The organism is Marinovum sp. J2-8, assembly GCF_055808435.1.
This window is the reverse complement of record NZ_JBVVRZ010000005.1, coordinates 264810-286034: the sequence shown is the minus strand read 5'-3', so window position 1 is coordinate 286034 and position 21225 is coordinate 264810. Positions and strand designations below refer to the sequence as shown.

Annotated in this window: 21 protein-coding genes, 1 tRNA gene and 1 pseudogene; 13 read left to right on the top strand and 10 right to left on the bottom strand. The window is 59.0% G+C overall.

Annotated features, from left to right (window positions below):
• The first annotated feature begins 165 nt into the window (after window positions 1–165).
• Entirely contained in the window at window positions 166–483 is a 318-nt protein-coding gene (locus tag AC0L4F_RS16635; protein ID WP_244690427.1) for a hypothetical protein, read from the top strand.
• Between the two features lie 456 nt (window positions 484–939).
• Here the strand turns inward: AC0L4F_RS16635 and AC0L4F_RS16630 are convergent, their stop codons facing one another.
• Both AC0L4F_RS16630 and AC0L4F_RS16625 read right to left on the bottom strand, forming a co-directional pair.
• Window positions 940–1692, bottom strand: a complete 753-nt coding sequence (locus tag AC0L4F_RS16630) for a COG3904 family protein (RefSeq protein WP_244690231.1) — start codon at window positions 1690–1692, stop codon at window positions 940–942.
• Window positions 1689–3026 carry a hypothetical protein gene (locus tag AC0L4F_RS16625; RefSeq protein ID WP_473446725.1) on the bottom strand — a complete coding sequence of 446 codons (1338 nt, stop codon included), beginning with the start codon at window positions 3024–3026 and terminating at the stop codon, window positions 1689–1691. The genes AC0L4F_RS16630 and AC0L4F_RS16625 overlap by 4 nt, the downstream gene beginning before the upstream one ends.
• Before the next feature lie 132 nt (window positions 3027–3158).
• Between AC0L4F_RS16625 and AC0L4F_RS16620 the strand changes: the two genes are divergently transcribed.
• Entirely contained in the window at window positions 3159–3614 is a 456-nt protein-coding gene (locus tag AC0L4F_RS16620; protein WP_244690227.1) for an MmcB family DNA repair protein, read from the top strand.
• Between the two features lie 39 nt (window positions 3615–3653).
• On the opposite strand, the gene AC0L4F_RS16615 is transcribed toward AC0L4F_RS16620, so the two are convergent.
• Complete coding sequence (locus AC0L4F_RS16615; protein ID WP_244690225.1) at window positions 3654–3842, bottom strand: DUF6324 family protein; 189 nt, start codon at window positions 3840–3842, stop codon at window positions 3654–3656.
• A 95-nt stretch (window positions 3843–3937) separates the two neighbouring features.
• Here AC0L4F_RS16615 and AC0L4F_RS16610 point away from each other — a divergent pair, with 95 nt between their 5' ends.
• The 5 genes from AC0L4F_RS16610 (at window position 3938) to AC0L4F_RS16590 (ending at window position 6730) form a co-directional block, all read left to right on the top strand.
• Window positions 3938–4420 carry a GNAT family N-acetyltransferase gene (locus AC0L4F_RS16610; protein WP_244690222.1) on the top strand — a complete coding sequence of 161 codons (483 nt, stop codon included), beginning with the start codon at window positions 3938–3940 and terminating at the stop codon, window positions 4418–4420.
• Between the two features lie 71 nt (window positions 4421–4491).
• Window positions 4492–4568, top strand: a tRNA-His gene (locus AC0L4F_RS16605).
• Between the two features lie 193 nt (window positions 4569–4761).
• Window positions 4762–5418 (top strand): cytochrome c3 family protein, encoded by a 657-nt coding sequence (locus tag AC0L4F_RS16600; protein ID WP_244690220.1) that lies wholly within the window; start codon window positions 4762–4764, stop codon window positions 5416–5418.
• Window positions 5415–6245 carry a c-type heme family protein gene (locus AC0L4F_RS16595; protein ID WP_244690218.1) on the top strand — a complete coding sequence of 277 codons (831 nt, stop codon included), beginning with the start codon at window positions 5415–5417 and terminating at the stop codon, window positions 6243–6245. Before AC0L4F_RS16600 ends, AC0L4F_RS16595 begins: the two co-directional genes overlap by 4 nt.
• Window positions 6242–6730: a hypothetical protein gene (locus AC0L4F_RS16590; protein ID WP_244690216.1), complete on the top strand. Its 489-nt coding sequence runs from the start codon at window positions 6242–6244 to the stop codon at window positions 6728–6730. The genes AC0L4F_RS16595 and AC0L4F_RS16590 overlap by 4 nt, the downstream gene beginning before the upstream one ends.
• Here the strand turns inward: AC0L4F_RS16590 and AC0L4F_RS16585 are convergent.
• Complete coding sequence (locus AC0L4F_RS16585) at window positions 6724–7044, bottom strand: DUF6476 family protein (RefSeq protein WP_244690213.1); 321 nt, start codon at window positions 7042–7044, stop codon at window positions 6724–6726. The genes AC0L4F_RS16590 and AC0L4F_RS16585 overlap by 7 nt on opposite strands.
• Here AC0L4F_RS16585 and AC0L4F_RS16580 point away from each other — a divergent pair.
• From AC0L4F_RS16580 to AC0L4F_RS16570, 3 genes and pseudogenes are all read left to right on the top strand, one after another.
• Entirely contained in the window at window positions 7043–8065 is a 1023-nt protein-coding gene (locus AC0L4F_RS16580; protein ID WP_244690211.1) for an RluA family pseudouridine synthase, read from the top strand. The genes AC0L4F_RS16585 and AC0L4F_RS16580 overlap by 2 nt on opposite strands.
• Window positions 8066–8323: 258 nt before the next feature.
• Window positions 8324–9219, top strand: a pseudogene (gene rpoH, locus AC0L4F_RS16575) (RNA polymerase sigma factor RpoH).
• A 114-nt stretch (window positions 9220–9333) separates the two neighbouring features.
• Entirely contained in the window at window positions 9334–10314 is a 981-nt protein-coding gene (locus tag AC0L4F_RS16570; RefSeq protein ID WP_244690425.1) for a Gfo/Idh/MocA family protein, read from the top strand.
• A 93-nt stretch (window positions 10315–10407) separates the two neighbouring features.
• Here AC0L4F_RS16570 and phaZ read toward each other — a convergent pair whose 3' ends face one another.
• The gene (gene phaZ, locus AC0L4F_RS16565; protein ID WP_244690209.1) at window positions 10408–11670 is read right to left on the bottom strand and encodes a polyhydroxyalkanoate depolymerase; all 1263 of its coding nucleotides are present in this window, start codon (window positions 11668–11670) and stop codon (window positions 10408–10410) included.
• Window positions 11671–11781: 111 nt separating this feature from the next.
• Here phaZ and AC0L4F_RS16560 point away from each other — a divergent pair, with 111 nt between their 5' ends.
• The 3 genes from AC0L4F_RS16560 to phaR all read left to right on the top strand — a co-directional run bounded on the left by AC0L4F_RS16560 (window position 11782) and on the right by phaR (window position 14991).
• Window positions 11782–13575 (top strand): PHA/PHB synthase family protein, encoded by a 1794-nt coding sequence (locus tag AC0L4F_RS16560; RefSeq protein WP_244690207.1) that lies wholly within the window; start codon window positions 11782–11784, stop codon window positions 13573–13575.
• 133 nt (window positions 13576–13708) lie between these two features.
• Window positions 13709–14164 carry a phasin family protein gene (locus AC0L4F_RS16555; protein ID WP_244690205.1) on the top strand — a complete coding sequence of 152 codons (456 nt, stop codon included), beginning with the start codon at window positions 13709–13711 and terminating at the stop codon, window positions 14162–14164.
• 272 nt (window positions 14165–14436) lie between these two features.
• Window positions 14437–14991: a polyhydroxyalkanoate synthesis repressor PhaR gene (phaR, locus tag AC0L4F_RS16550; protein ID WP_244690203.1), complete on the top strand. Its 555-nt coding sequence runs from the start codon at window positions 14437–14439 to the stop codon at window positions 14989–14991.
• Window positions 14992–15095: 104 nt separating this feature from the next.
• Here the strand turns inward: phaR and AC0L4F_RS16545 are convergent, their stop codons facing one another.
• The 5 genes from AC0L4F_RS16545 to AC0L4F_RS16525 form a co-directional block, all read right to left on the bottom strand.
• A complete protein-coding gene (locus AC0L4F_RS16545) occupies window positions 15096–16298 on the bottom strand; it encodes a DegT/DnrJ/EryC1/StrS family aminotransferase (RefSeq protein ID WP_280520633.1) in 1203 nt (400 codons plus the stop codon).
• A 102-nt stretch (window positions 16299–16400) separates the two neighbouring features.
• Window positions 16401–17696 carry an NAD(P)/FAD-dependent oxidoreductase gene (locus AC0L4F_RS16540; RefSeq protein WP_244690421.1) on the bottom strand — a complete coding sequence of 432 codons (1296 nt, stop codon included), beginning with the start codon at window positions 17694–17696 and terminating at the stop codon, window positions 16401–16403.
• A 102-nt stretch (window positions 17697–17798) separates the two neighbouring features.
• The gene (locus AC0L4F_RS16535) at window positions 17799–19157 is read right to left on the bottom strand and encodes a glutamine synthetase family protein (RefSeq protein WP_244690201.1); all 1359 of its coding nucleotides are present in this window, start codon (window positions 19155–19157) and stop codon (window positions 17799–17801) included.
• A gap of 1 nt (window position 19158) precedes the next feature.
• A complete protein-coding gene (locus AC0L4F_RS16530) occupies window positions 19159–19848 on the bottom strand; it encodes a type 1 glutamine amidotransferase (protein ID WP_244690199.1) in 690 nt (229 codons plus the stop codon).
• A 34-nt stretch (window positions 19849–19882) separates the two neighbouring features.
• Entirely contained in the window at window positions 19883–21217 is a 1335-nt protein-coding gene (locus AC0L4F_RS16525) for a glutamine synthetase family protein (protein WP_244690419.1), read from the bottom strand.
• Between the last annotated feature and the right edge of the window lie 8 nt (window positions 21218–21225).

The following is a 21225-nucleotide window of genomic DNA, read 5'->3' as shown; positions in this document are numbered from 1 at the left end:
CAGGTTAAGCAAAAAGTCGCAGGGCGGCACCGCGCCGCACCCGGATGACGTGCATAGCCCGCAGGAATGTTGTAGAGTCAACCGACCGCGCCGAATCTGGGGCGGCATATGGGGGATGGCATGCAACAACCGAGGCCGCAGCGGCGGGACGTGACCAGACGGGAACTGCCGAAACTGGTGCGTCACTACATCAAACATGTGCTGATCGGCTTTGCCGCTTCTGCGGTGTTTGTTGTGATGCTGCTTGGCTTCAATATCGCCAATCTCTGGCATTTGGTCTCGACCTCGCAGGTCGGGCCGCTGGCGGTATTCATGCTTTGGGTTTTCAACGGGATCGTCTTTGCCGGGGTGCAATTTGGCATTTCTATCATGTCGATGGGCGATGATGATGATGACACCACCCCCGGTGGCGGTCTGCGTGCCCCGCAGACGGACTATGTGCCGGTGCGCATTCCCGTAGCGCCCCCGCGCCGGAAACTTTGATCCAACTCGCTTTTTTCAGCCCCCTTTGATCGCCTGCCCGTCGGCAATAGGCTGACAAAAGTGGCACTTCGGCGTTATGTCGAAAGGGGATTCCCGTCGGCGTCGTGTCGAAAACCAGGCAGTTTGTTTTCAATAGGTAAAAGTGGCGGGCCCGCAAACGCGACCGTGGGGTTATCTCATTCCCGAGGACCTGTTTGTACAGGTGGGCGCCAGGTAACCAGGCCAGGACCAGGACAGAGCCAGCTCCCTCGGAATTGCTTAAGGCCACCGGAATGCAACCATTCACGGGAAGGGCAGAACCCGCCTTGAACGAAAATAGGGACTTGCCCGGCGGGGGGCAAGGGCCGGCGTGAAATTAACCGCGGGCGGGCCTTGGTGTCGGGACGGGAAGGGGGCCAGCCCCCTCGGGCTTTGCCCGACCCCCGGGATATTTTTGAACAGAAGAAGGTCTTGGGTCTAATTTGCCGGGGCGTTTGTGGTGAACCCATAGGTGTCCAGCTCTTCCGGCAGCAACACGTAGATTTCATCAGGCGGGGTGGCGAGGGCGTGGCGCATGACCAGCGGGTCGATGCCCATGTCGGACAGATATTGCATGACGTCGGCCTGGCCGCGTTGGATGTCTTCGACCGCGACAAAGGCCGGCAGCAGGCTGCTTTCGCCGAAGTAATGTTGGTGGACGCCGACGGATGCATCCGGGTGGATGTCGCGGGTTGCGCCGCCGGCCAGAAGGTATGGACAGGCGGAATAACAGAATTCGCCAGCCAGCATTTCGGTGGCGATGCCGCTGTCATGCAAATGTCGGCCCAGCGCCAGCGCCTCTTGCACGGCACCGCCCGGCGATTGCAGGATCAGCCGTTCCGGGCGCGGGTCCGCTGCGGCGAGCTGGGTGATAATGCGGTCAGCATCCCCTTCGGCGATGGCGCCTTCCAGCCGCTGGGTGGTGTCGGTGACCGGGCTGAGCACCAGCCGTTTGGGCAGATCGCCGGGATCGCGGATCGGGGAAACCGCCGGGCGGTCGCGGCGCGGATCAAAGACGCGGCGTTGATCGCCGGGGCGGATCGGTTCGCTGAGTTGCGGCGTGTTGGTCCATATTTTTGGCAGCCGCAGACCGCCACGCTGGACATCGCCAAGCACCAGCAGCGCGCCCAGGGCGAGCTGAAAGACCAGCACAGCGGTCAGGATTGGGCGGATTTTGCCGCCGCCGGTCATGGGGTTTTGCCGGGCAGGGAATGGATCTTGGCGGCGTCGGTGGGTGGTGGTGATGGGTCCGTTTCAGCCGGTGGGTTGGATTGGGGGGCGGAAGTGTCAGGCGCGGGGCCGGAATGTTGCGGCGTGGTCTGCATTGCGTTTTCCACATCGCGCACCGCCGCCAGCGCGGCGCGCAGCTCTGCCAGGGTCAGGGTGTCTTCGACAGCGGCGCCTTCGCGGCCGGAACGAATGGCGGAATGTGTGATCGCCAGAATGAACACCAGCACAGCCGGCAGAAGGTCGATGGCAATCGCCCCCGCCCAGGAGGGCACAAAATTCCCGGCATACAGGATCACGGCGTCAGCGGCGGAAATCGGTGCATAGCTGACCTCAGGCGGCGGGGCGAGGGCCAGCACCTGACGTGCCGCGCCTTCCAGCGTTGCGGCGCGTTGGGCCAGGACATCCAGAACGGATGTGATGGTCGCGGCCTGATCGCCGCGGTTTTCCGCTGTTGCCCCATCGAGTTCCGGCAGCACAACCGAGGCCGCCAGATCCTGCGCAGCGCGTTCCACCAGCGAGGCGACGGACAGCTGGCGGAGTTGCGTGATAAGTCCCTGCAATTGCACGGCCAGTTCTGAAAACTCGACCGAGCGGGGCTCTACCGCGCCGGATTCGACCGTGAGCGCGCGCATGCGGCTGAGAAGGGCGTTGCCTTGGGTGAAGGCGGCATCGACCCTGGGGGTTTGGGCGGCGATCTGGGTTTCCAGTGCGACCAGTTCCGATGATTTCTGTCGCAGGACCCGGAACACCGCGCCGCGCCCGGCCAAGCCGGACAGATTGCCGGTGGCCTCTTGCTCTGACAGATCCTCGAATCCCTGTCTGGTGCGGGCGACATCGCGTTCCAGGGCCTGACCGCTGAGCGCCACTTCATGCGCCCGTTCGAGCGAGGTTTGATAGCGTTGCACAGTTTCGGCCAGATGTTGTTCCACCGCCGCCGACCCGGCCAGGGCCGCCGCGTTCAGCCAGCTGGACATGGCCACGATCGCCAGCGACCCAAGCCCCATCGCCGCCAACAGGCCGATGCGTGCCTGTGCCGTGCGCACCGCCGGAAACAGCCGCATCATATAGGACCAGAACACGAAAATCCCGACCGACACCGCCACCGAATAGGCGATGGCGGCAAAGACCGACATGGCGCCGTTTTCATCCAACAGCGAGGACACCCCTAGATAGGTGTAGATCCCCGATGCCACCGCCAACACGCCAAGCGCGGTGCCGGAAAATGTGTCTAGCCAGGTAATATGGCCCTGCAATTCACGCGCATAGCGCACGCCGCGCGCCTGCGCGTCTGACATTCTGGTATCTGTGTCCATCGGGCCCTCAACGGTTCATGGGTTCAAGATATGGCCAAAGCGGCGATTGGCAATGTCTGATCGGGGGCTGGGCGGGGGATTGCATGTGTTCGCGATATGTTCCATGTTTGCCCCATGTCCGACCTGACCAACATATCTGCGATTGATGCGATGCAACCCGGCCAGTTGCTGGCGCGCGGGGTCTGTCGCCATATGGCGGCGCTGGGCTTTGTCACGATTGAGGAATTTACCGTCACGCGCGGGCTGCGGGTGGATGTGCTTGCGCTTGGGCCCAAAGGCGAAATCTGGGTGGTGGAATGTAAATCGTCACGCAACGATTTTACGTCGGATCAGAAATGGCAGGGCTATCTGGAATGGGGCGACCGGTATTTTTGGGCGGTGGATGAGGCGTTTCCAACCGATCTTTTGCCTGAAGGCACGGGATTGATCATTGCCGATGCCTATGACGCCGAGGTGCTGCGCATGGGCGAAGAAACCCGGCTGGCCCCGGCGCGGCGCAAGAAAATGGTGCATATGTTTGCAACACAGGCCGCGCGGCGGCTTCAGGCGCTGCGCGATCCGCGCATCTGACGGCGCGGTTTTGGGGGCACACCGAAGCTTGTGCCCGGCTTATTTGCCCATCTGCTCTGCGGCCATTGCGGCGGCGAGCATTTCTTCGGCGATTTCACGCGCTTCGTCGGGATCGAAATCCATCGGAACCTCGGTATTGCCTGCGCTGATAAACAGACGCACCATGCCGCTATCGGTGGGACCGATCTGAAGATTGGCCTCGATGTCGCGTTCGGTATTGATGCTCATGGTTTTTTTCCTCTGGCCGGGCCCGTATCGGGCACCCTCGTATCAGGCCCCTGGGGCCGCAATGGGCTACAGCAGCGCGCATGGAAAGGCAAGTGATGACAGACATTGGGTTCCGCGGGCTGGAGGTGGGCGACGCCGGATGGCTGGTGATGCAACATGGGCTGTTATACGCCCGCGACGAAGGATTTGATTCGACGTTTGAGGCTTTGGTCGCTGAAATCCTCGCTGATTTTATCCGCCACCATGACCCCAGCTGTGAACGGGCCTTTATTGCCCATCGGGGGGCAGAGCGGCTGGGCAGTATTTTCTGTGTGCGTCAGGATGACGACACCGCCAAACTGCGGATGTTTCTTTTGCTGCCAGAGGTGCGGGGGCAGGGGGTTGGCAAAAGGATGTTGGCGGAATGTTTGGCCTATGCCCGCAGCTGCGGATATCGCCGGATGGAGCTGTGGACACACAAGAGCCACCGGGCGGCCTGTGCGCTTTATGCTGCGACCGGATGGACCCTGATGGAGCGCCGACCAGTGGTCAATTTCGGGGTGGCATTGGAAGAGATGCGCTGGGTTGTGAATTTGTAGCCTTTTTGGGTAATTTTTCCGTGGCAAACGTCTTGCAATCGGCGCGCACCGGGGGTATTCCGCCCGTCAGTGCCGCCTTAGCTCAGTTGGTTAGAGCGCTTGATTGTGGATCAAGAGGTCCCTGGTTCGAGACCAGGAGGTGGTACCATTTCCCTTTAGTGTAAATGATGATGTATCGCCGGTACGCGTGTCGCGGCCGGTGTGTTTTTGTTCGTCGAGTGTTGCCTATTTGGACACAATTTTGGATAATTTGTCTTATTGTCCCCGGTTAACCATTTGTTAACTAATAGTTAACAACCTGAGCGCGATACATTTTCTGCATTGCAACCGGGGGATATTTCATGAATTTGCGCCTTTCGGCGTTCATTGTCGCTGTGCCTGTGGCTTTGCTGGGGGCGGTCGGTATTTGGTCGGAACCGGCCAACCACTGGATGGCGCATGGGCCGATTCAATCTGGCCATGCAGAGGTGTCCTGCCGCGGATGTCATGTGGAAAGCCCCGGCACCACACGCCAGCAAATTCAGGCCAAACTGGCCTATGTGATGGGGCGTCGTGAGGAACCCGCCGATTTCGGCAGATCCGAGGTGACAAGCGATCAATGCCTGGACTGCCACCAGCGCCCGAATGAACGTCACCCGATTTACCGTTTTCGCGAACCGCGATTCATCGAGGCGCTACAGCAAGTCGAGGCCGACAGCTGCCTTGGGTGCCACACCGAACATGCGGCTGCGCGCGTGTCGAGTGACACCAGAATTTGCAGCGCCTGTCACAGCGATTTGAAATTGGCGAACGATCCGGTGAACGTCCCGCACATCACCCTGATAAAAAATGAAAAATGGGGCACTTGCCTGGGGTGTCATGATTTTCATGGCAACCATTCCTATGATCCGCCGACCCATGTCCGCGATTTGATCCCGGAGCCTGAAATCCGGGCGTTTTTTGGCCAGGGCCCCAGCCCTTATGGCCCGTTCAAGATGTTCGAGGGGAAAACCCAATGAGCCTGAAATCCATTATTGCCGTGGGCCTGTTTGGCTGTTTGGCGATCTATTTGTTTGTCACCGCGCCGCCGCCTTTGCCAAGCCAAGCGGCGCAGGGGCTCGATTCGCGGCCTCTGCCGGCGCGGCATTTGTTTGACGCGGCCAATGCAATCAATGATGCGGCGCGGTCGATCTATACCGCGCGCGTTGTGGGCGGCGGGGTGAAGGCCGGGTTGAAGTTCGGCGAAGACTGGGCCGAGCCGGGGGTGGAAAAGGGGCCATTGCAGGCCTTGTTCCTGCGGCTTGCCGCCGCCCGGATGGAGGCCAAGCCACCGCAGTTGGGGCTCTATCTGGGGTCTGATGCGCCGATCAATGCGTCAAACCTGTTCAATGGTTCCCAGGCCGAGGCCTTTCAACAGGTGCGCGCCACCAAGGGTCCGGTGTTTTCCAGCACCGAACGTGGCGATCTGGTTGGCATGTATCCCGATTTTGCCTCGGCTGAACCCTGTGTGACCTGTCACAATGATCACCCCGATAGCCCGCGCCATGATTGGGTTTTGAATGAAATCATGGGGGCCACCACCTGGACCTATCCGCGCGACACCCTGGCCGCTGATGAATATCTGGATGCGACAGAGGCATTTTATTTCTCGGTTGCAGAGGCTTATCAGGGCTATCTCGACAAGGCGGCGGGGTTTTCTGTTCCGGTTCCGATCGGGGCGGAATGGCCGGATGAAGGCGCGCGGGTTCTTCCGGATTTGGCGACCTTCATGGCCGAAGTGCGGGCCAAGGCCGGCGGCACGGTGCTGCGCGCGCTGATCGTGACGGATGCGGAGGTGGGACAATGATTGTCGTTTTGACCCGGCTGCGTCAGCGCCCCTATGCCATGTTGGGGCTGTTCGGATTGGCGCTGATCACCACGGTTTTCACCGCCGGGGTGGCGCTGCGCCCGGCGTTTGATCTGACCCTGTCCTGGCAGATCGTGACCGGGGCGCTTTTGGTCACCGGCATGGCCTATCAATGGATGCTGTTGGTGGCGCGCCAGACCGGCAAGGCGGCAGAGGTGCGGCGACATTATGCGGCCCATCGCTGGGTTGGGGTTGGCATGACCTTGCTGTTTGCGGTCCATGCGGTGCGGTTTGGCCATGCCTGGACCTCGGTTCTAGCAATGTGTTTCATTGCGGTCGCGGCCACCGGCCTGTTGAACCGCGAAGTGATCCCCTATCGCAGCAAGCTGCTGTATAATGTCTGGCTGTGGCTGCATATCGCGCTGTCTTCGGCATTGATCCCGCTGACTGCCTTGCACATCTGGATTGCGCTTACGTATCAGTGATCGCTGGGCGCGGTGATCGCGACGTCCTGGGTCATGCGCCCGGTGATCCGATCGAAAATCAGGATGCGGTTGTCCTGTGTGACCACCGCGACCCAACCGGTGCCAAAGGTGACGGCCTGGGCCGTGACACCGGCGGGCAGGGTCAAATCTTCGGGCAGTTGCGGGCCGGTGTCGCGGAAGCGGATGACAAGCAGTGTGATGATCAGTATGACCCCAGCGATCATCACGCCCGTCAACACCGTCACCAACACGCGCAAGAAGCGCAGCGAGGGCGGTTCGGGCATATCCGCCTGCGTATCAGAAGGGTCATCCATGCCGGAACTCCGTTTCACCATTGGCGCCAATCCGCCCGCCCGTCTTGATAAAGCTTTGGCGCGTGATGTGCCAGAGGAGGCCGCATTGTCGCGCACCCGTCTGGGGCGTCTGTTGGAAAGCGGCGCGGTGATGGTTTCTGGCGCGGTCGAGGTCAATCCAAAGGCCAAAGTGGGCGAGGGCGCCGAGGTGGTCATCACCGTGGAGGCGGCCGAAGAAAGCCACATCCTGCCGGAAGATATCCCGCTCGACGTGTTGTTCGAAGACGAGCATTTGATTGTGGTCAACAAACCCGTCGGCATGGTGGTGCATCCCGCGCCCGGCACGCCGTCGGGCACATTGGTCAATGCGTTGCTGCATCATTGCGGCGATACGCTGTCTGGGGTGGGGGGGATGAAACGCCCCGGCATCGTGCACCGGATTGATAAGGACACATCCGGCGTGCTGGTGGTGGCGAAATCCGACGCCGCGCACCATGGGCTTGCCGCGCAATTTGAAAAACACACCGCCGAACGCGCCTATCAGGCGATTGTCTATGGTCATCCGGATGCGGCGGATCCGCGCTTGCGTGGCCTGCGCGGCATCAGCTTTGAGCCGGGAAATGTGATGAAGATCACAACGCAGCTTGCCCGCCATCGCACGGACCGTCAGAAACAGGCGGTGTTTTTTGAGGGCGGTCGCCATGCGGTGACCCGCGCGCGGGTGGTCGACACTTTTGGCACGCCGCCGGTGGTGACGTTGATGGAATGTCGTCTGGAAACCGGCCGCACCCACCAAATCCGGGTGCATATGGCCCATGCCGGCCATGGTTTGATCGGCGATGCAACCTATGGCGGAAAACGCAAATTGCCGAAAACCGCGCTGAGCGACGTGGCACAGGCCGCGCTGGCGGCATTTCCACGTCAGGCGCTGCATGCGCAGAAACTGGGGTTCGCGCATCCGGTCAGCGGCGCGTGGCACGCATTTGAAGCGCCGCTGCCCGATGACATGGCTGACCTTCTTTCGACGCTTCGGGCGATTTGAAACATTTAATGTGCGTTTTTGCGTAGTATTCCGGTGTGGCGCCGGGTCTGATGTGCGTCTATGCTATTTTCAGACGATATCTGTAGCAAAAGTAACAGGGTTTGTCGCATCTCGCACATGGGCGTGAGGCAGCGACATGGCGCTGGAAAACTGAACAGATCAGTACAATAATTAACGCAATCGGGTTTATGTGCCCTTGAAGCACAGATTTCCCACACCATATTGAATGTTAACGGTCTAAACATCGGAGGGACGACCATGGCTAATTACGCAAATCTCCCGGCCCCGACGCCGGAAGGCGGAATGTCACGCTACCTGCAAGAAATTCGTAAATTTCCGCTGCTGGAGCCTGAAGAAGAATACATGCTGGCGAAACGCTGGGTTGAGAAACAAGATACCGAAGCGGCGCACAAGATGGTCACAAGCCACCTGCGTCTCGCGGCCAAAATCGCGATGGGCTATCGCGGCTATGGTCTGCCCCAGGCCGAGGTGATTTCCGAAGCCAATGTTGGCCTGATGCAGGCGGTCAAGAAATTTGACCCGGAAAAAGGTTTCCGCCTCGCAACTTATGCGATGTGGTGGATTCGCGCCTCGATCCAGGAATATGTCCTGCGGTCGTGGTCGATGGTCAAACTTGGCACAACCTCGGCGCAAAAGAAGTTGTTCTTTAACCTGCGCAAGGCAAAAGCCCGTATTGGCGCGCTGGAAGAAGGCGATCTTCGCCCCGAAAACGTCAAACGGATTGCCACCGATCTCGGCGTGACCGAGGACGAAGTGATCAGCATGAACCGCCGCATGTCGGGGGGGATGCCTCGCTGAATGCGACTGTCGGCTCCGAAGGTGAGGGGACGATGCAATGGCAGGATTGGCTGGAAGATGAAGACGCCGATCAGGCTGGCGATTACGAGGCCCGCGACGAGCTTGAAACCCGCCGTGCCATGCTGGCCGAAGCGATGGATGTGCTGAATGACCGGGAAAAGGACATTCTGACCCAGCGCCGCCTGTCGGACGAAACCGTGACACTCGAAGATTTGTCCGGCCAATATGACGTCAGCCGCGAACGCATTCGCCAGATCGAAGTGCGGGCGTTCGAGAAGCTGCAAAAACGGATGCGTGACCTGGCCAAGCAACAGGGCATGTTGGAATCCGCGTAAATCAACGCGACAAGATCGTGACCAGAGGCCGGGGTGAAAATCCCGGCCTTTTTCGTGTTGTCGGCCCGATGTCTTCGCGCCATGTTACCCCAAACATTTTAGGGGAGGAATATGATGGCGGACCATGTGCGTTGGGGAGTTCTGGGGGCGGCAAATTTTGCCCGCCGGCATATGGCACCGGCCATTCATCTGGCGGGGCGGGGCACGCTTGCGGCGCTTGCGACCTCCAGCGCGGACAAGGCCGCCGGATTTCAGCGATTGAACCCCGACCTTCACCTGTTTGACGACTACGACGCGCTTTTGGCCAGTGACACCATTGATGCGGTCTATGTGCCGCTGCCCAATCACCTGCATGTCGAATGGGCGGAAAAGGCGCTGCGCGCGGGCAAACATGTGTTGGTGGAAAAACCGCTGGCGATGAAGGCCGAAGAATTCGACAGTGTGATTGCGCTGCGCGATAAGACCGGTCTGGTCGCAGCCGAGGCCTATATGGTGGTGCATCACCCGCGCTGGCAGAAGGTGCGCGAGCTGGTGCAGGGTGGCGAGATTGGCGAAATCATGCTGTGGGATACGGTGTTTTCCTATGACAATCGCGCCGACACCGGCAATATCCGCAACCGGGCGGATACCGGCGGCGGCGCAATTCCCGATATCGGCGTCTATACCTATGGCACCGCGCGGTTTGTCACCGGCGAAGAACCGCAAGAGATCCTCAGCACCGCGATCACCTGGGAAAACGGCGTTGATGTCTGGTCACATATCACCGCGCAATTCCCGTCGTTCCATTTTTCCGGTGTCAATTCCATGCGTATGGTGCCCCGGCAAAACGTGACCATTCAGGGCGACAAGGGGATGATCTCGGTGCAAGCGCCGTTCAACGCCGGGGTGTTTGATCAGGCCGAGGTCACATTGGACCGCCCCGGAATGGAGCGGGTGACCTGGCGTTGGCCCGGCGTGAATCACTATGTGCATCAGGTCGAAAATTTCAACGCATCGGTGCTGGATGGGGCGGATTATCCCTGTCCGCTGGAATTTTCGCGCGGCACCCAAGCCATGATTGACATGGTTTTTGCCAAGGCCGGCCCCGCAACATAGGCGCATCCGCCCTTGCGGGGGGGCTTGGCATTTCATCGTAATTTGAGGGCTTGTCTGAGGTCGCTGTCCCGCGACCTCAGATGCATATGGCGTTTAAACCGCGCGGATTTTTGTCGCCGGTGTATCGCCGCTGTTGGCATCAATGAAGTCCAACACCAGTGGCCGGATATTGTTGCGCCAGGATTTGCCGGCAAAGATGCCGTAGTGGCCGGCGTCCGGTTCCAGGTGGCTGGCCTTTTTCGAATCCGGCAGGCCGGTGCACAGGTCGAGCGCCGCAATACATTGGCCGGGGGCCGAAATATCGTCTTTTGCACCTTCGACGGTTTTGACGGCGACGGTGGTGATCTTGCCGATATCGACATGTTTGCCGTCGATCGAAAAGACGTTCTTGGCGATATCCCGGTTTTTGAAGATGCGTTCGACTGTCGACAGATAGAATTCCGCCGGCATGTCCATCACCGCCAGATATTCATCATAGAATCGGTTGTGCGCATCATGATCGGATGCTTCGCCGCGCGCGACGCGGGCAATCTGGTCACTGAATGCCTTGGAGTGCCGCTCGCTGTTCATCGACATGAACGACTGCAACTGCAACAGGCCGGGATAAACCTTGCGCCCGACACCGGGGTATTTGAACCCGACGCGCTGGATCATGGATTGTTCCAGCTGGCCCATGGTGACGCGATGGCCGAAATCGGTCACATCGGTTGGCGTCGCATCCGGGTCAATCGGCCCACCAATCAGGGTCAGCGACCGCGGCTGGGCCTCTGGGTCTTCGCCTGCAAGATAGGCAGTGGCCGCCAAAGTCAGCGGCGCGGGCTGGCAGACAGCGATAACATGTGTGTCTGGGCCCATATGTCGCATAAAGTCAGCGAGGTAGAGGGTGTAGTCCTCGACATCGAACTTGCCTTCGGAAACCGGAATATCGCGTGCATTGTGCCAGTCGGTCACATAGACTTCGCAATCAGGGAGCAAGGACAGAACTGTCGAGCGGAGGAGCGTGGCATAGTGTCCAGACATCGGGGCAACCAACAAAACCTTGCGGGACGCTGGCGCACGGCCGGCGATCTCAAAGTGAATAAGGTCGCCAAACGCACGGCTGACTTCGGTGCGGACGTTGACCAGATGGTCGCGGCCGTCCGAACAGGTGATCGAATGAATGCCCCAATCGGGCTTGGCGACCATACGTTCAAACGTGCGTTCCGTAACCGACCCCCAAGCCGCAAGCCAGTTCATGGCCGGGTTTGGCCACATGGAGACCGCCGGGTACGAGGCCATGGCTTCGGCCGTCGCACCAAGCCATTGGTTCGTGTTTCGAACGGTTTCCATCCAGTCGTAAGTGAGCATATAGCGCATGTGCGTGGCTCCGGAGCTGAGGGGGCACTGTCGTGCCCTGTTGTTCGCCGCTTTGGCCCCTCCTCCAAAACGACTAATTCTGCACATGCACGATAATGAGGATTCGTTAAGATGACAATCAAAGAGACCGAGCAGAGTAATAATATTGCGCATCTCGACGAAAATATAGCCAAAATTGAGGGGTTAACCGAACGTCTGGCGCGTGCGCTGACCAAGCGTCAGCCGACAAATCCCGGCATTGCCAGCCCGGACAAGGAATTATTCGCGCGTGCAGCATCGGCCTATTGGCAGGAGTGGATGCAAAATCCCGCCAAGATTCTGGAGCATCAGGTGGCCTATTGGGGCAAATCGCTGAAGCATATTGTCGATGCGCAGCATGTGCTGGCGCAGGGCAAGCTGGCCGCGCCAGAAGATCCGACGCCAGAAGATCGCCGGTTCAGCAATCCGGTCTGGAAGACCAACCCCTATTTCAACTTCATCAAACAACAATATCAGATCAACTCCGAGGCGTTGAAACAGGCGATCGAGGACATCGAGGATATCGACGAAACCGAAAAACGTCGGTTGCGCTATTTCTCGCAACAGATCGTCGACATGATGGCGCCGACAAATTTCTTTGCCACCAACCCCGATGCGCTGATGAAGGCGATCGAAACCGAAGGGGAATCGGTGGTGAAAGGGTTGGAAAACCTGGTGGCCGATCTGGAGGCAAATGACGGCGAATTGGTCGTGCGTCTGGCCGATGACACCGCGTTTCAGGTCGGCGGCAATATCGCAACCTCGCCCGGCAAGGTGGTTTTCCGCAATCGCATGATGGAGCTGATCCAATATTCGCCCAGCACGGAAAAGGTGCATGACATCCCCGTGGTGCTGTTCCCGCCCTGGATCAACAAATTCTATATTCTCGATCTGAAAGAGAAAAACAGTCTGATCAAATGGGTCGTGGATCAGGGTTATACCTTGTTTGTGGTCAGCTGGGTGAACCCGGACCGGTCCTATGCCGATGTCGGGATGGAAGATTACGTGCAGGACGGTTATCTTCAGGCCATCGACACCGTCAAATCCATCTGTGGCACCAAACAGGTCAACGCCATCGGCTATTGTATTGCCGGCACGACATTGCATCTGACGCTGGCCTTGCTGAAAAAACGCGGCGACACGTCGATCAAATCCGCCACATTCTTTACCTCGTTGACTGATTTTTCGGAGCAGGGGGAGTTCACTCCGTTTCTACAGGATGATTTCGTCGACGGGATCGAGGCCGAGGTGAACCAGAATGGCATTCTGCGCTCCTTTATCATGGGGCGGACGATGTCGTTCTTGCGGTCGAACGATCTGGTCTATCAGCCCGCAATCCGAAATTACATGATGGGTGAAACCCCACCGGCCTTTGATCTGTTGTATTGGAATGGCGATGGGTCGGGTCTGCCGGGGCGGATGACCGTGCAATATCTGCGCGGTCTGTGTCAGCGCAACGAATTGATCGAAGGCACGTTCGAGCTTCTGGGCGAAACCCTTTCGATCAAGGATGTGTCGGTGCCGATCTGTTCAATTGCGACAGAGACTGATCACATCGCCCCCTGGAAAGATTGTTACCGGGGATTTGGCAAGACCAGCAGCCGGTCGAAAACCTTTATCGTCGGCCAGTCCGGCCATATCGCGGGGATCGTCAATCCACCGTCGAAAAAGAAATATGGCCATTACACCAATGACGACGTGAAACTGTCGGCAGATGACTGGATGGCGGGTGCGGAATTTCATGAAGGTTCCTGGTGGCCGCGGTGGGAGGCCTGGTTGAAACCGCGCTCGGGCAAGCTTGTGCCTGCACGTGAACCGGGTGATTCTGACCATCCGGCACTGGCGGATGCGCCGGGGGACTATGTGAAGGTCAAGGCAACCATCTGATATCTAACGGTATCCGAGGTTATGCTGCGGTGCAGCAAAAAACAGTTGAAATGCTGCGACGCAGCGGCTATATGTTTTGCAGACGCAGCAAGCGGGGTGGGCCCGCTCTGCGCGGAAACAAAGGATTGAGAATATGGCCGCTGCAAAAGCACAAGACGTTACCGCACTGCTGAAAGACATGATGGGCGCGTTCCCGGTCGACACTTCCGCTCTGGAAGATGCGTTCAAAACCCAAGCAACTTTGAACGAAAAACTGTCGGGTGTTGCGCTGGACGCCGCATCGAAGTCGACCGAAATTTCGTCGAAATGGACCAAAGACACCCTGGCGAAATTGGCTGACCTGTCGTCCGCCAAATCCGAGCCTGCCGATTACGCCAAAGCAATGACCGATTTCGCTTCGGCTCAAGCTGAAGTTGCTTCGGAAAACCTGGCTGCTTTCGCTGAAATCGCGAAAAAGGTTCAAATGGACACAGTTGAGCTGATGATGGCTGCTGGCAAAGACTTCTCGGAAGAAGCAACTGCCGCTGTCAAAAAAGCGACTTCCGACGCGACAGCCGCTGCCAAAAAAGCGACAACAGCTGCTAAGTAAGCTTTTGTGATGTTCATCACACCTCCTCCTCCTCCCTGAGGTGTGAGACATCGATCAAGGCGGGTCCATTGGGCCCGCCTTTTTCTTTTGCCATCTTATATGCGCCAATTACTGGGCGCTTTTGGTGGTTTTGGTTTGATGATTGCGCCAAAGAGAACGTTGATTTCGCCGAAATCGACTTTTTCGCACTTGCGGCGACAGGGCGCTTTTCTTTTGTGCTGCACTCGCATAGGCTTTTCTGCAGCGCTGAAACTTTCGAGAGGAAAGCCCAAGTGGCGGACACACCCAAGCCTCTGTTGATCAAACGATACGCTAGCCGCAGGCTCTATAACACAGAGACCAGCGACTATGTCACGCTGGAGGATATTTCCGGTTTCATTCGCGATGGCCGCGATGTGCAAATTGTTGATTTGAAATCCGGCGATGATCTGACGCGGCAATATCTGCTTCAGATCGTGGCAGACCACGAAAGCCGCGGTGAAAACGTGTTGCCGCTGGGGGTCCTGACCGATCTGGTGCGCAGCTATACCACCCAGGCCCAAAGCGTCGTGCCACAGTTCCTGACCGCCAGTTTCGATATGTTGCGCGAAGGCCAAAACCGGATGCTGGAAATGAGCCCGGTTGCCAAGATGCCCGGCTTTGAGGCGATGAAGGCCCAGCAAGAGGCTTTCGTCAAGGCGATGACCGGCGGGATATCGACAAATTGGTCCGGGCCCGAAGCCGAGCGCAGCGAAAGTGCCGCGCCCAAGGCAGAGGCCGAGGATCTGGAGACGATCAAGAAACAACTGGCAGCGTTGCAAGACAAGCTGTCGAAGCTGGACAAATGACCGGTTGATAACGCGCGGTCCCGGAAAATTTCCCGGATCTGCCCCGTAGAATGACAAAAGCCCCGCAGTTTTGCGGGGCTTTTGCGTTTCAATGTGGTCCCGGTTCAGGTGCCATAGGCGCGCCGCGCCCCCATCACCTGATCCGCCGCCGTGATCAGCGCATCTGCCACGAAATCGCATTCCGCCCGGGTCAATCGGGCAGGCAGGCGCACATCACAGGCCCGCATCAACATCGCCCGTGTGCTGGGCAGATCGGCGGGCAGGTCGGGGATGAACTTCCAGTTCCAGAAGGCGCGGGCATTGTCAGCAGACAGACCAAAGATCTGAACCTTGACCCCCATCGCCGCGGCCGCATCGGCAAAGGCGCGCCGTTCGTCTTCGTCCATGCCATCAAGATTGAATTGAATGGAATCCGGTGCGCGGTCTTCCGGTTTCAGACAGTCCGGCACCTGCATCCAGGGGCTGGTGTTCAGCCGTGCGGCGACATGGTCGTGATTGGCGCGCCCGTCATTCACCCGGCGGTCCAAATGGCCCAATTGCGGCCGGATCACCGCCGCCGACAGGTTCGACATGCGCAGGTTATAAAGCGGCAGCGTGTTCTGGATGGCCGGGAACACATCCTTCAACACCGAATGTTTGTTCCAGTTATGCTCATAGGCGCCGGACATGATGATCGCACTGGCGACAAGTTCCGCATCATTGGTGATCATGATCCCGCCTTCGCCGGCATTGATCATCTTGTAGGATTGAAAGCTGAAACAGCCGATTTTGCCAAGCGTCCCGATCTTTTGGCCATTCCAGGTGGTGCCCAGCGAATGCGCCGCATCTTCGATCACGGGGATCGACCGGGCGTTACACAGCGCCATGATCGCATCCATATCCGATGTATGGCCGCGCATGTGGCTGATGATCACCGCCTGCACATCGTCCAGCTTGGCGGCGAAATCGGACATATCAATCCGGTAATTGTCACCAACTTCGCAAAGAACCGGGCGGCATTCCGCATGAACCACCGCCGAAGGCACCGCCGCAAAGGTAAACGCCGGGATCAACACCTTGGAATCGCGCGGCAGGCCCAGCGCCTTGAGCGACAAAAACAGCGCCGCCGAACAGGAAGAAACCGCCAGCGCATATTTCACGCCCATCATCTCGGCGAATTCCGCCTCCAGCAAAGAGACAGGCGCATTCTCTGGCGCAGTGTAGCGAAACAGATCCCCGGATTGCAGCAAACGATCTATTTCGGCGCGGGCCGCTTCCGGGATCGGCTCTGCGTCATGCACATTGGGCGCCTGTACCACACTGGTCATTTTCGTTTTCCTTAATCCAAGTTTTCGAATTAGTAAAACAATCCGCTGGACCGCAAAAGTGAAATTTCTGCGACGGGGGCAAATCGGCGGTGAAATGTTGCGTCAGATACCCAGCCGGTCGCGCAGCGCAAACCACGACATGGCCAGTGCCAGCAAGGGCGTGCGCACCGCCCCCGCACCGGGAAACCGCGGGGCGGGCAGGGCGGCCATGGTGGCGAACCCGTCCTGTTCCCCCATGATCGCGCGGGCCATCAACCATCCGGCGTGGGTGGCCGTGCCAACCCCATGGCCGGAATAACCCGAAGCCGAAAGAACACCCGGCGCCACCTCGGCCAGAAAGGGCAGGCGCTTCATGGTGATGGCCAATGTCCCACCCCAGGCATAGTCGATCCTGACGTCCTTCAAATGTGGAAAGACCGTTGTCATCGGCTTGCGCACCTTGGCGGCGATATCCTTGGGAAAGCGATAGCCATAACTCTCGCCGCCGCCAAACAGCAACCGCTTGTCATGGGACAGACGAAAGTAGTTGACCACAAACCGGCTGTCGGCCACGGCGATGTCTTCGCTCAGGACATCCGCAGCCGCCGCGCCCAAGGGTTCGGTGGCCACAATGAAATTGTTGATCGGCATCACCCGCGCCGACACCTTGCGATCCAGTGACCCAAGGTATCCGTTGCCAGCCAGAATGACATGTGGCGCACGGACCCGTCCCTGGCCGGTCTGCACCAATCCCGGTGCAACATGATGCACCAGCGCGCCCTCATGAATGACTGCGCCGGCATCCCGCGCCGCCCGTGCCAGTCCAACCGCAAACCGCAACGGGTGCAGATGCGCCGCATCCCGGTCAATCATCCCGCCCTGATAATCGGGCGAGGGGCACAGCCTGCGAAATGCATCGCGATTCAATGCCTCGGCATGACGATAGCCATAGCGATCCGACAGGACATCCACATAGGAATGCAGCTCCGCCACCTCTGCCGCACTTGACCCGGACCAGGCCACCCCCGGCGTCATACAACAGTCAATCCCATGCTCGGACACCAGCCGTTTGACCAATGCCTTGGCATCTTCGCCCAATTGCCAATATGCGGCGGCCGGCCCGTGACCCACCAGCTTTTCCAGACCCTGCTGGTCCACCCTCTGGCCCGATCCCAATTGCCCGCCATTGCGCCCCGAGGCGCCAAAACCCACACGATGCGCCTCCAGAACCACAACCCGCCGCCCGGCACGCGCCAGTTCCAGCGCCGCCGACAGGCCGGTATAACCCGCGCCGACAATACAAACATCGGCATCGACCGTGCCGCGCAAGGGCACAAATCGGGGCAAAAACTCCGTGGTCGCCGCATACCAGCTGTTTGGGTATTCCCCCTGGGCGTCATTGGAAAACAACAGGTTCATCGGCCCATCTTTCGGTTTCTTCTTGGTCAAAATATCCCGGGGGAGGCCCTGCTTGCAGGGTCGGGGGCAGCGCCCCCATCACGCCCCCGGTATCGCGCCTGATCACACGTTCAACAACAGATGCTCACGTTCCCAGGGCGAAATCACCTGCAGAAATTCTTCATATTCCGCGCGTTTCACAATGCCATACACCCGCGCAAAATCCGGGCCCAGCACCTCATGCAATTCGCTGGCCTCTTCAAACAAATCCAGGGCACTGCCAAGCACCTGCGGAATATCGCCATCGCCGTCATAGGCATCGCCGCGAAACTGCTTTCCGGGGCGTTCTTCCTGGACCAACCCAAGATAGCCACACGCCAAAGAGGCGGCGATCCCCAGATAGGGATTGCAATCCATACCAGCCAGGCGGTTTTCCACCCGGCGCGCCTTGGGCTCGGAAATCGGAATGCGAATGCCGGTGGTGCGGTTGTCGCGCGCCCATTCCAGATTGATCGGCGCGGCGTGATCTTTGACATAGCGACGATAGGAATTCACATAAGGCGCGATCACCGCAATCGCTGCGGGCATATGTTTCTGCAACCCGCCGATGAAGTGATAGAACGCTTCGGTTTCGCCACCTTGCGGACCCACGAAAATATTTTGCCCGCTTTCGAGATCCAGAATGGAATGGTGGATATGCATGGCGCTGCCGGGTTCCTCGGCGATCGGTTTCGCCATGAACGTGGCAAAGCAATCATGGCGCAACGCCGCTTCGCGGATCAGCCGTTTGAAGTAAAACACCTCGTCGGCCAGTTTGACCGGATCGCCATGGCGCAGGTTGATCTCCAACTGGCCGGCACCGCCTTCCTGGGTGATGCCGTCGATCTCAAACCCCTGTGCTTCGGCGAAATCATAAATATCGTCAATCACCGGACCAAATTCATCGACCGCCGTCATCGAATAGGCCTGCCGCGCTGCGGCCGGGCGGCCAGAACGCCCCATCATCGGTTCGATATTCTTGGCGGGATCAATATTGCGGGCGACGAGGAAAAATTCCATTTCCGGCGCAACAACCGGTTTCCAGCCCTTCTTGTGATACATCTCGACCACGCGTTTCAACACGTTGCGCGGCGCACAGGGCACCGGCTGGTCCTCGCGGTCAAAGGCATCATGGATCACCTGCAAGGTCCAATCCCCGGTCCATGGCGCGGCGCTGGCCGTCGACATGTCGGGTTTCAGGATCATGTCACGTTCGATGAACCCTTCGGCGCCTGCCGCCTCCCCCCAATCGCCGGTGATCGTTTGGAAAAAGATCGAATCCGGCAAAAAGAAATGCGATTGCCGGGCAAATTTCGAAGCGGGCACCGCCTTGCCGCGGGCAATGCCGGGCAGGTCGGAAATGATGCATTCCACCTCGTCCAGACGACGGCCTTCCAGATAGGCGCGGGCCGCTTCGGGGATCTGTTCCATCCAATCGCTCATGTCAGGCTCCTGTCCGCGAAATGTCTCTGTGGCGGAAGAACCGCCCGATCTGCTCTGCCAAACGGGCATTGTCCACCGGCTGGCCAAGGGTTTCGCGCGCCGCCTCCAGCCGATCCTGCGCCACGACCTTGCCGCGGGTCCGCATCAGCCCGTCAATGAAATCCGCGCCGTATTCCGGGTGCGCCTGAAGCGAAAACATGCGGTCGCCATAGACCAGCGCCGCGTTTTCACAGAAATCATTACGCCCCACGACCCGCGCCGTGTCGGGCGCCGTCACCACCTGATCCTGATGCCAGGCATGAAGCCGCAGCGTCTCGCCCTGGAAATCATATTCCGTACGCCCCAGCGCCCAGCCGCCGTCAAACTTTTCGACCCGCCCGCCAAGCGCCTGTGCCATGATCTGATGACCAAAGCAGATGCCAACCACCGGGATCGCCGCGTCATAGGCCGCGCGGATCAGATCCTCCAGCCGGGCAATCCACGGCAGATCCTCATATGCACCATGTTTCGACCCGGTGATGAGCCAGCCATCGGCGTCATTCACATGATCGGGAAACACCCCATCCACGACATCGTAATTCACGAATTCAAAGTTCTGCCCCGCCAGAAGCTCGGCGAACATGTCGGAATACGTCTTAAACTCTGGCAGCGCCTCGGGCTTGTGCCCGGTGGTGAGGATGCCAATTTTCATAAGTCACCTGTTTGCTTGTCGTCGTGTTTCGATTTCAAACCGTGTCGAGATAGATTTCCACCCGCTCGGCCTCGGTCAATTCTTCCATATAATGTGCCTCCTGCCGTTTGGTCAGAAGGAAGTTGCGGATCAATTCCGCCGGAAAGATCCGTTTGATGTGCTCGCTGGCTTCGAATGCATCCAGCGCGCCGGTCCATGTCATCGGAATCCGGGGCAGATCAATCGCATAGGCGTTGCCGGTGATCGGCTCTGACGGTTCCAACCCGTCTTCAATGCCGTTCATCGCCGCGCCCAGAACGGCCGCCAGCATCAGATAGGGGTTCACGTCGCCACCCGAAACCCGATGTTCGATCCGCCGCGCGCGGTGATCCCCCGACGGCACCCGTACCGCCGCCGTTCGGTTTTCATAGGCCCAGCAAATCCCTGTCGGCGCATGCGCCCCGGGCACCATCCGGTCATAGGAATTGGCATGTGGCGCAAACACCAGCGCCGACCCCGCCATCGCATCAAGACAGCCGCCAATCGCATGGCGCAGCACATCAGTGCCTTTGTCGCCGCCATCATCGAAAATATTGGTGCCCTCGGCATCGAGCACCGAAAAATGCATATGCATGCCAGAGCCGGCATAATCGTCATAGGGCTTGGCCATGAAGGACGCGGCAAAGCCATGCCGCCGGGCCAATCCTTTGACCAGCATCTTGAACAGCCAGGCATCATCGGCGGCGCGCAGCGCGTCGTCACAATGCATCAGGTTGATTTCGAACTGCCCCAGACCAGCCTCGGAAATGGCGGTATCGGCGGGAATGTCCATCTCTTCACAGGCGTCATAGAGATCGGTAAAAAATTGATCAAAACTGTCCAGCGCCCGGATTGACATGGTCTCGGCCGCCTTGCGCCGCTTGCCCGATCTTTCGGCCGCCGGCACCTGCAACGACCGGCCGGAATCGTCGATCAGATAGAATTCCATTTCCACCGCGACCACCGGCGTCAGCCCACGGGATTTGAACCGGTCCAGCACAGCGCGCAGCGCATGGCGGGGATCGCCGTCATAGGGCCGGCCATCTTCGCGAAACATCCAGATCGGCAACAGGGCGGTAGGGGCCTCCAGCCAGGGCATAGGCAGGAAACCACGTTCGGTCGGCAGCAATACGCCATCGCGATCGCCGCTTTCGAACACCAGCGGGCTGTCGTCGATATCTTCGCCCCAAATATCAAGGTTCAGCACGGAAACCGGAAAGCGGGTGCCATTTTCGACCACCTTGTCCGCATAACGTGTCGGCACGCGTTTGCCGCGTGGTTGACCGTTCAGATCCGCGGCAGCCACACGAATTGTGCGCACCTGCGGGTTCTTGCGCAGCCAGGATTTCATCGCATTGA

What these genes read in the sequence shown, in the direction of transcription:
- AC0L4F_RS16630 (WP_244690231.1), bottom strand. Translation starts at nt 1,692, where the DNA reads ATGACCGGCGGCGGCAAAATCCGCCCAATCCTGACCGCTGTGCTGGTC.
- AC0L4F_RS16625 (WP_473446725.1), bottom strand. Translation starts at nt 3,026, where the DNA reads ATGTCAGACGCGCAGGCGCGCGGCGTGCGCTATGCGCGTGAATTGCAG.
- AC0L4F_RS16620 (WP_244690227.1), top strand. Translation starts at nt 3,159, where the DNA reads ATGTCCGACCTGACCAACATATCTGCGATTGATGCGATGCAACCCGGC.
- AC0L4F_RS16615 (WP_244690225.1), bottom strand. Translation starts at nt 3,842, where the DNA reads ATGAGCATCAATACCGAACGCGACATCGAGGCCAATCTTCAGATCGGT.
- AC0L4F_RS16610 (WP_244690222.1), top strand. Translation starts at nt 3,938, where the DNA reads ATGACAGACATTGGGTTCCGCGGGCTGGAGGTGGGCGACGCCGGATGG.
- AC0L4F_RS16600 (WP_244690220.1), top strand. Translation starts at nt 4,762, where the DNA reads ATGAATTTGCGCCTTTCGGCGTTCATTGTCGCTGTGCCTGTGGCTTTG.
- AC0L4F_RS16595 (WP_244690218.1), top strand. Translation starts at nt 5,415, where the DNA reads ATGAGCCTGAAATCCATTATTGCCGTGGGCCTGTTTGGCTGTTTGGCG.
- AC0L4F_RS16590 (WP_244690216.1), top strand. Translation starts at nt 6,242, where the DNA reads ATGATTGTCGTTTTGACCCGGCTGCGTCAGCGCCCCTATGCCATGTTG.
- AC0L4F_RS16580 (WP_244690211.1), top strand. Translation starts at nt 7,043, where the DNA reads ATGCCGGAACTCCGTTTCACCATTGGCGCCAATCCGCCCGCCCGTCTT.
- AC0L4F_RS16585 (WP_244690213.1), bottom strand. Translation starts at nt 7,044, where the DNA reads ATGGATGACCCTTCTGATACGCAGGCGGATATGCCCGAACCGCCCTCG.
- AC0L4F_RS16570 (WP_244690425.1), top strand. Translation starts at nt 9,334, where the DNA reads ATGGCGGACCATGTGCGTTGGGGAGTTCTGGGGGCGGCAAATTTTGCC.
- phaZ (WP_244690209.1), bottom strand. Translation starts at nt 11,670, where the DNA reads ATGCGCTATATGCTCACTTACGACTGGATGGAAACCGTTCGAAACACG.
- AC0L4F_RS16560 (WP_244690207.1), top strand. Translation starts at nt 11,782, where the DNA reads ATGACAATCAAAGAGACCGAGCAGAGTAATAATATTGCGCATCTCGAC.
- AC0L4F_RS16555 (WP_244690205.1), top strand. Translation starts at nt 13,709, where the DNA reads ATGGCCGCTGCAAAAGCACAAGACGTTACCGCACTGCTGAAAGACATG.
- AC0L4F_RS16545 (WP_280520633.1), bottom strand. Translation starts at nt 16,298, where the DNA reads ATGACCAGTGTGGTACAGGCGCCCAATGTGCATGACGCAGAGCCGATC.
- AC0L4F_RS16540 (WP_244690421.1), bottom strand. Translation starts at nt 17,696, where the DNA reads ATGAACCTGTTGTTTTCCAATGACGCCCAGGGGGAATACCCAAACAGC.
- AC0L4F_RS16535 (WP_244690201.1), bottom strand. Translation starts at nt 19,157, where the DNA reads ATGAGCGATTGGATGGAACAGATCCCCGAAGCGGCCCGCGCCTATCTG.
- AC0L4F_RS16530 (WP_244690199.1), bottom strand. Translation starts at nt 19,848, where the DNA reads ATGAAAATTGGCATCCTCACCACCGGGCACAAGCCCGAGGCGCTGCCA.
- AC0L4F_RS16525 (WP_244690419.1), bottom strand. Translation starts at nt 21,217, where the DNA reads ATGAAATCCTGGCTGCGCAAGAACCCGCAGGTGCGCACAATTCGTGTG.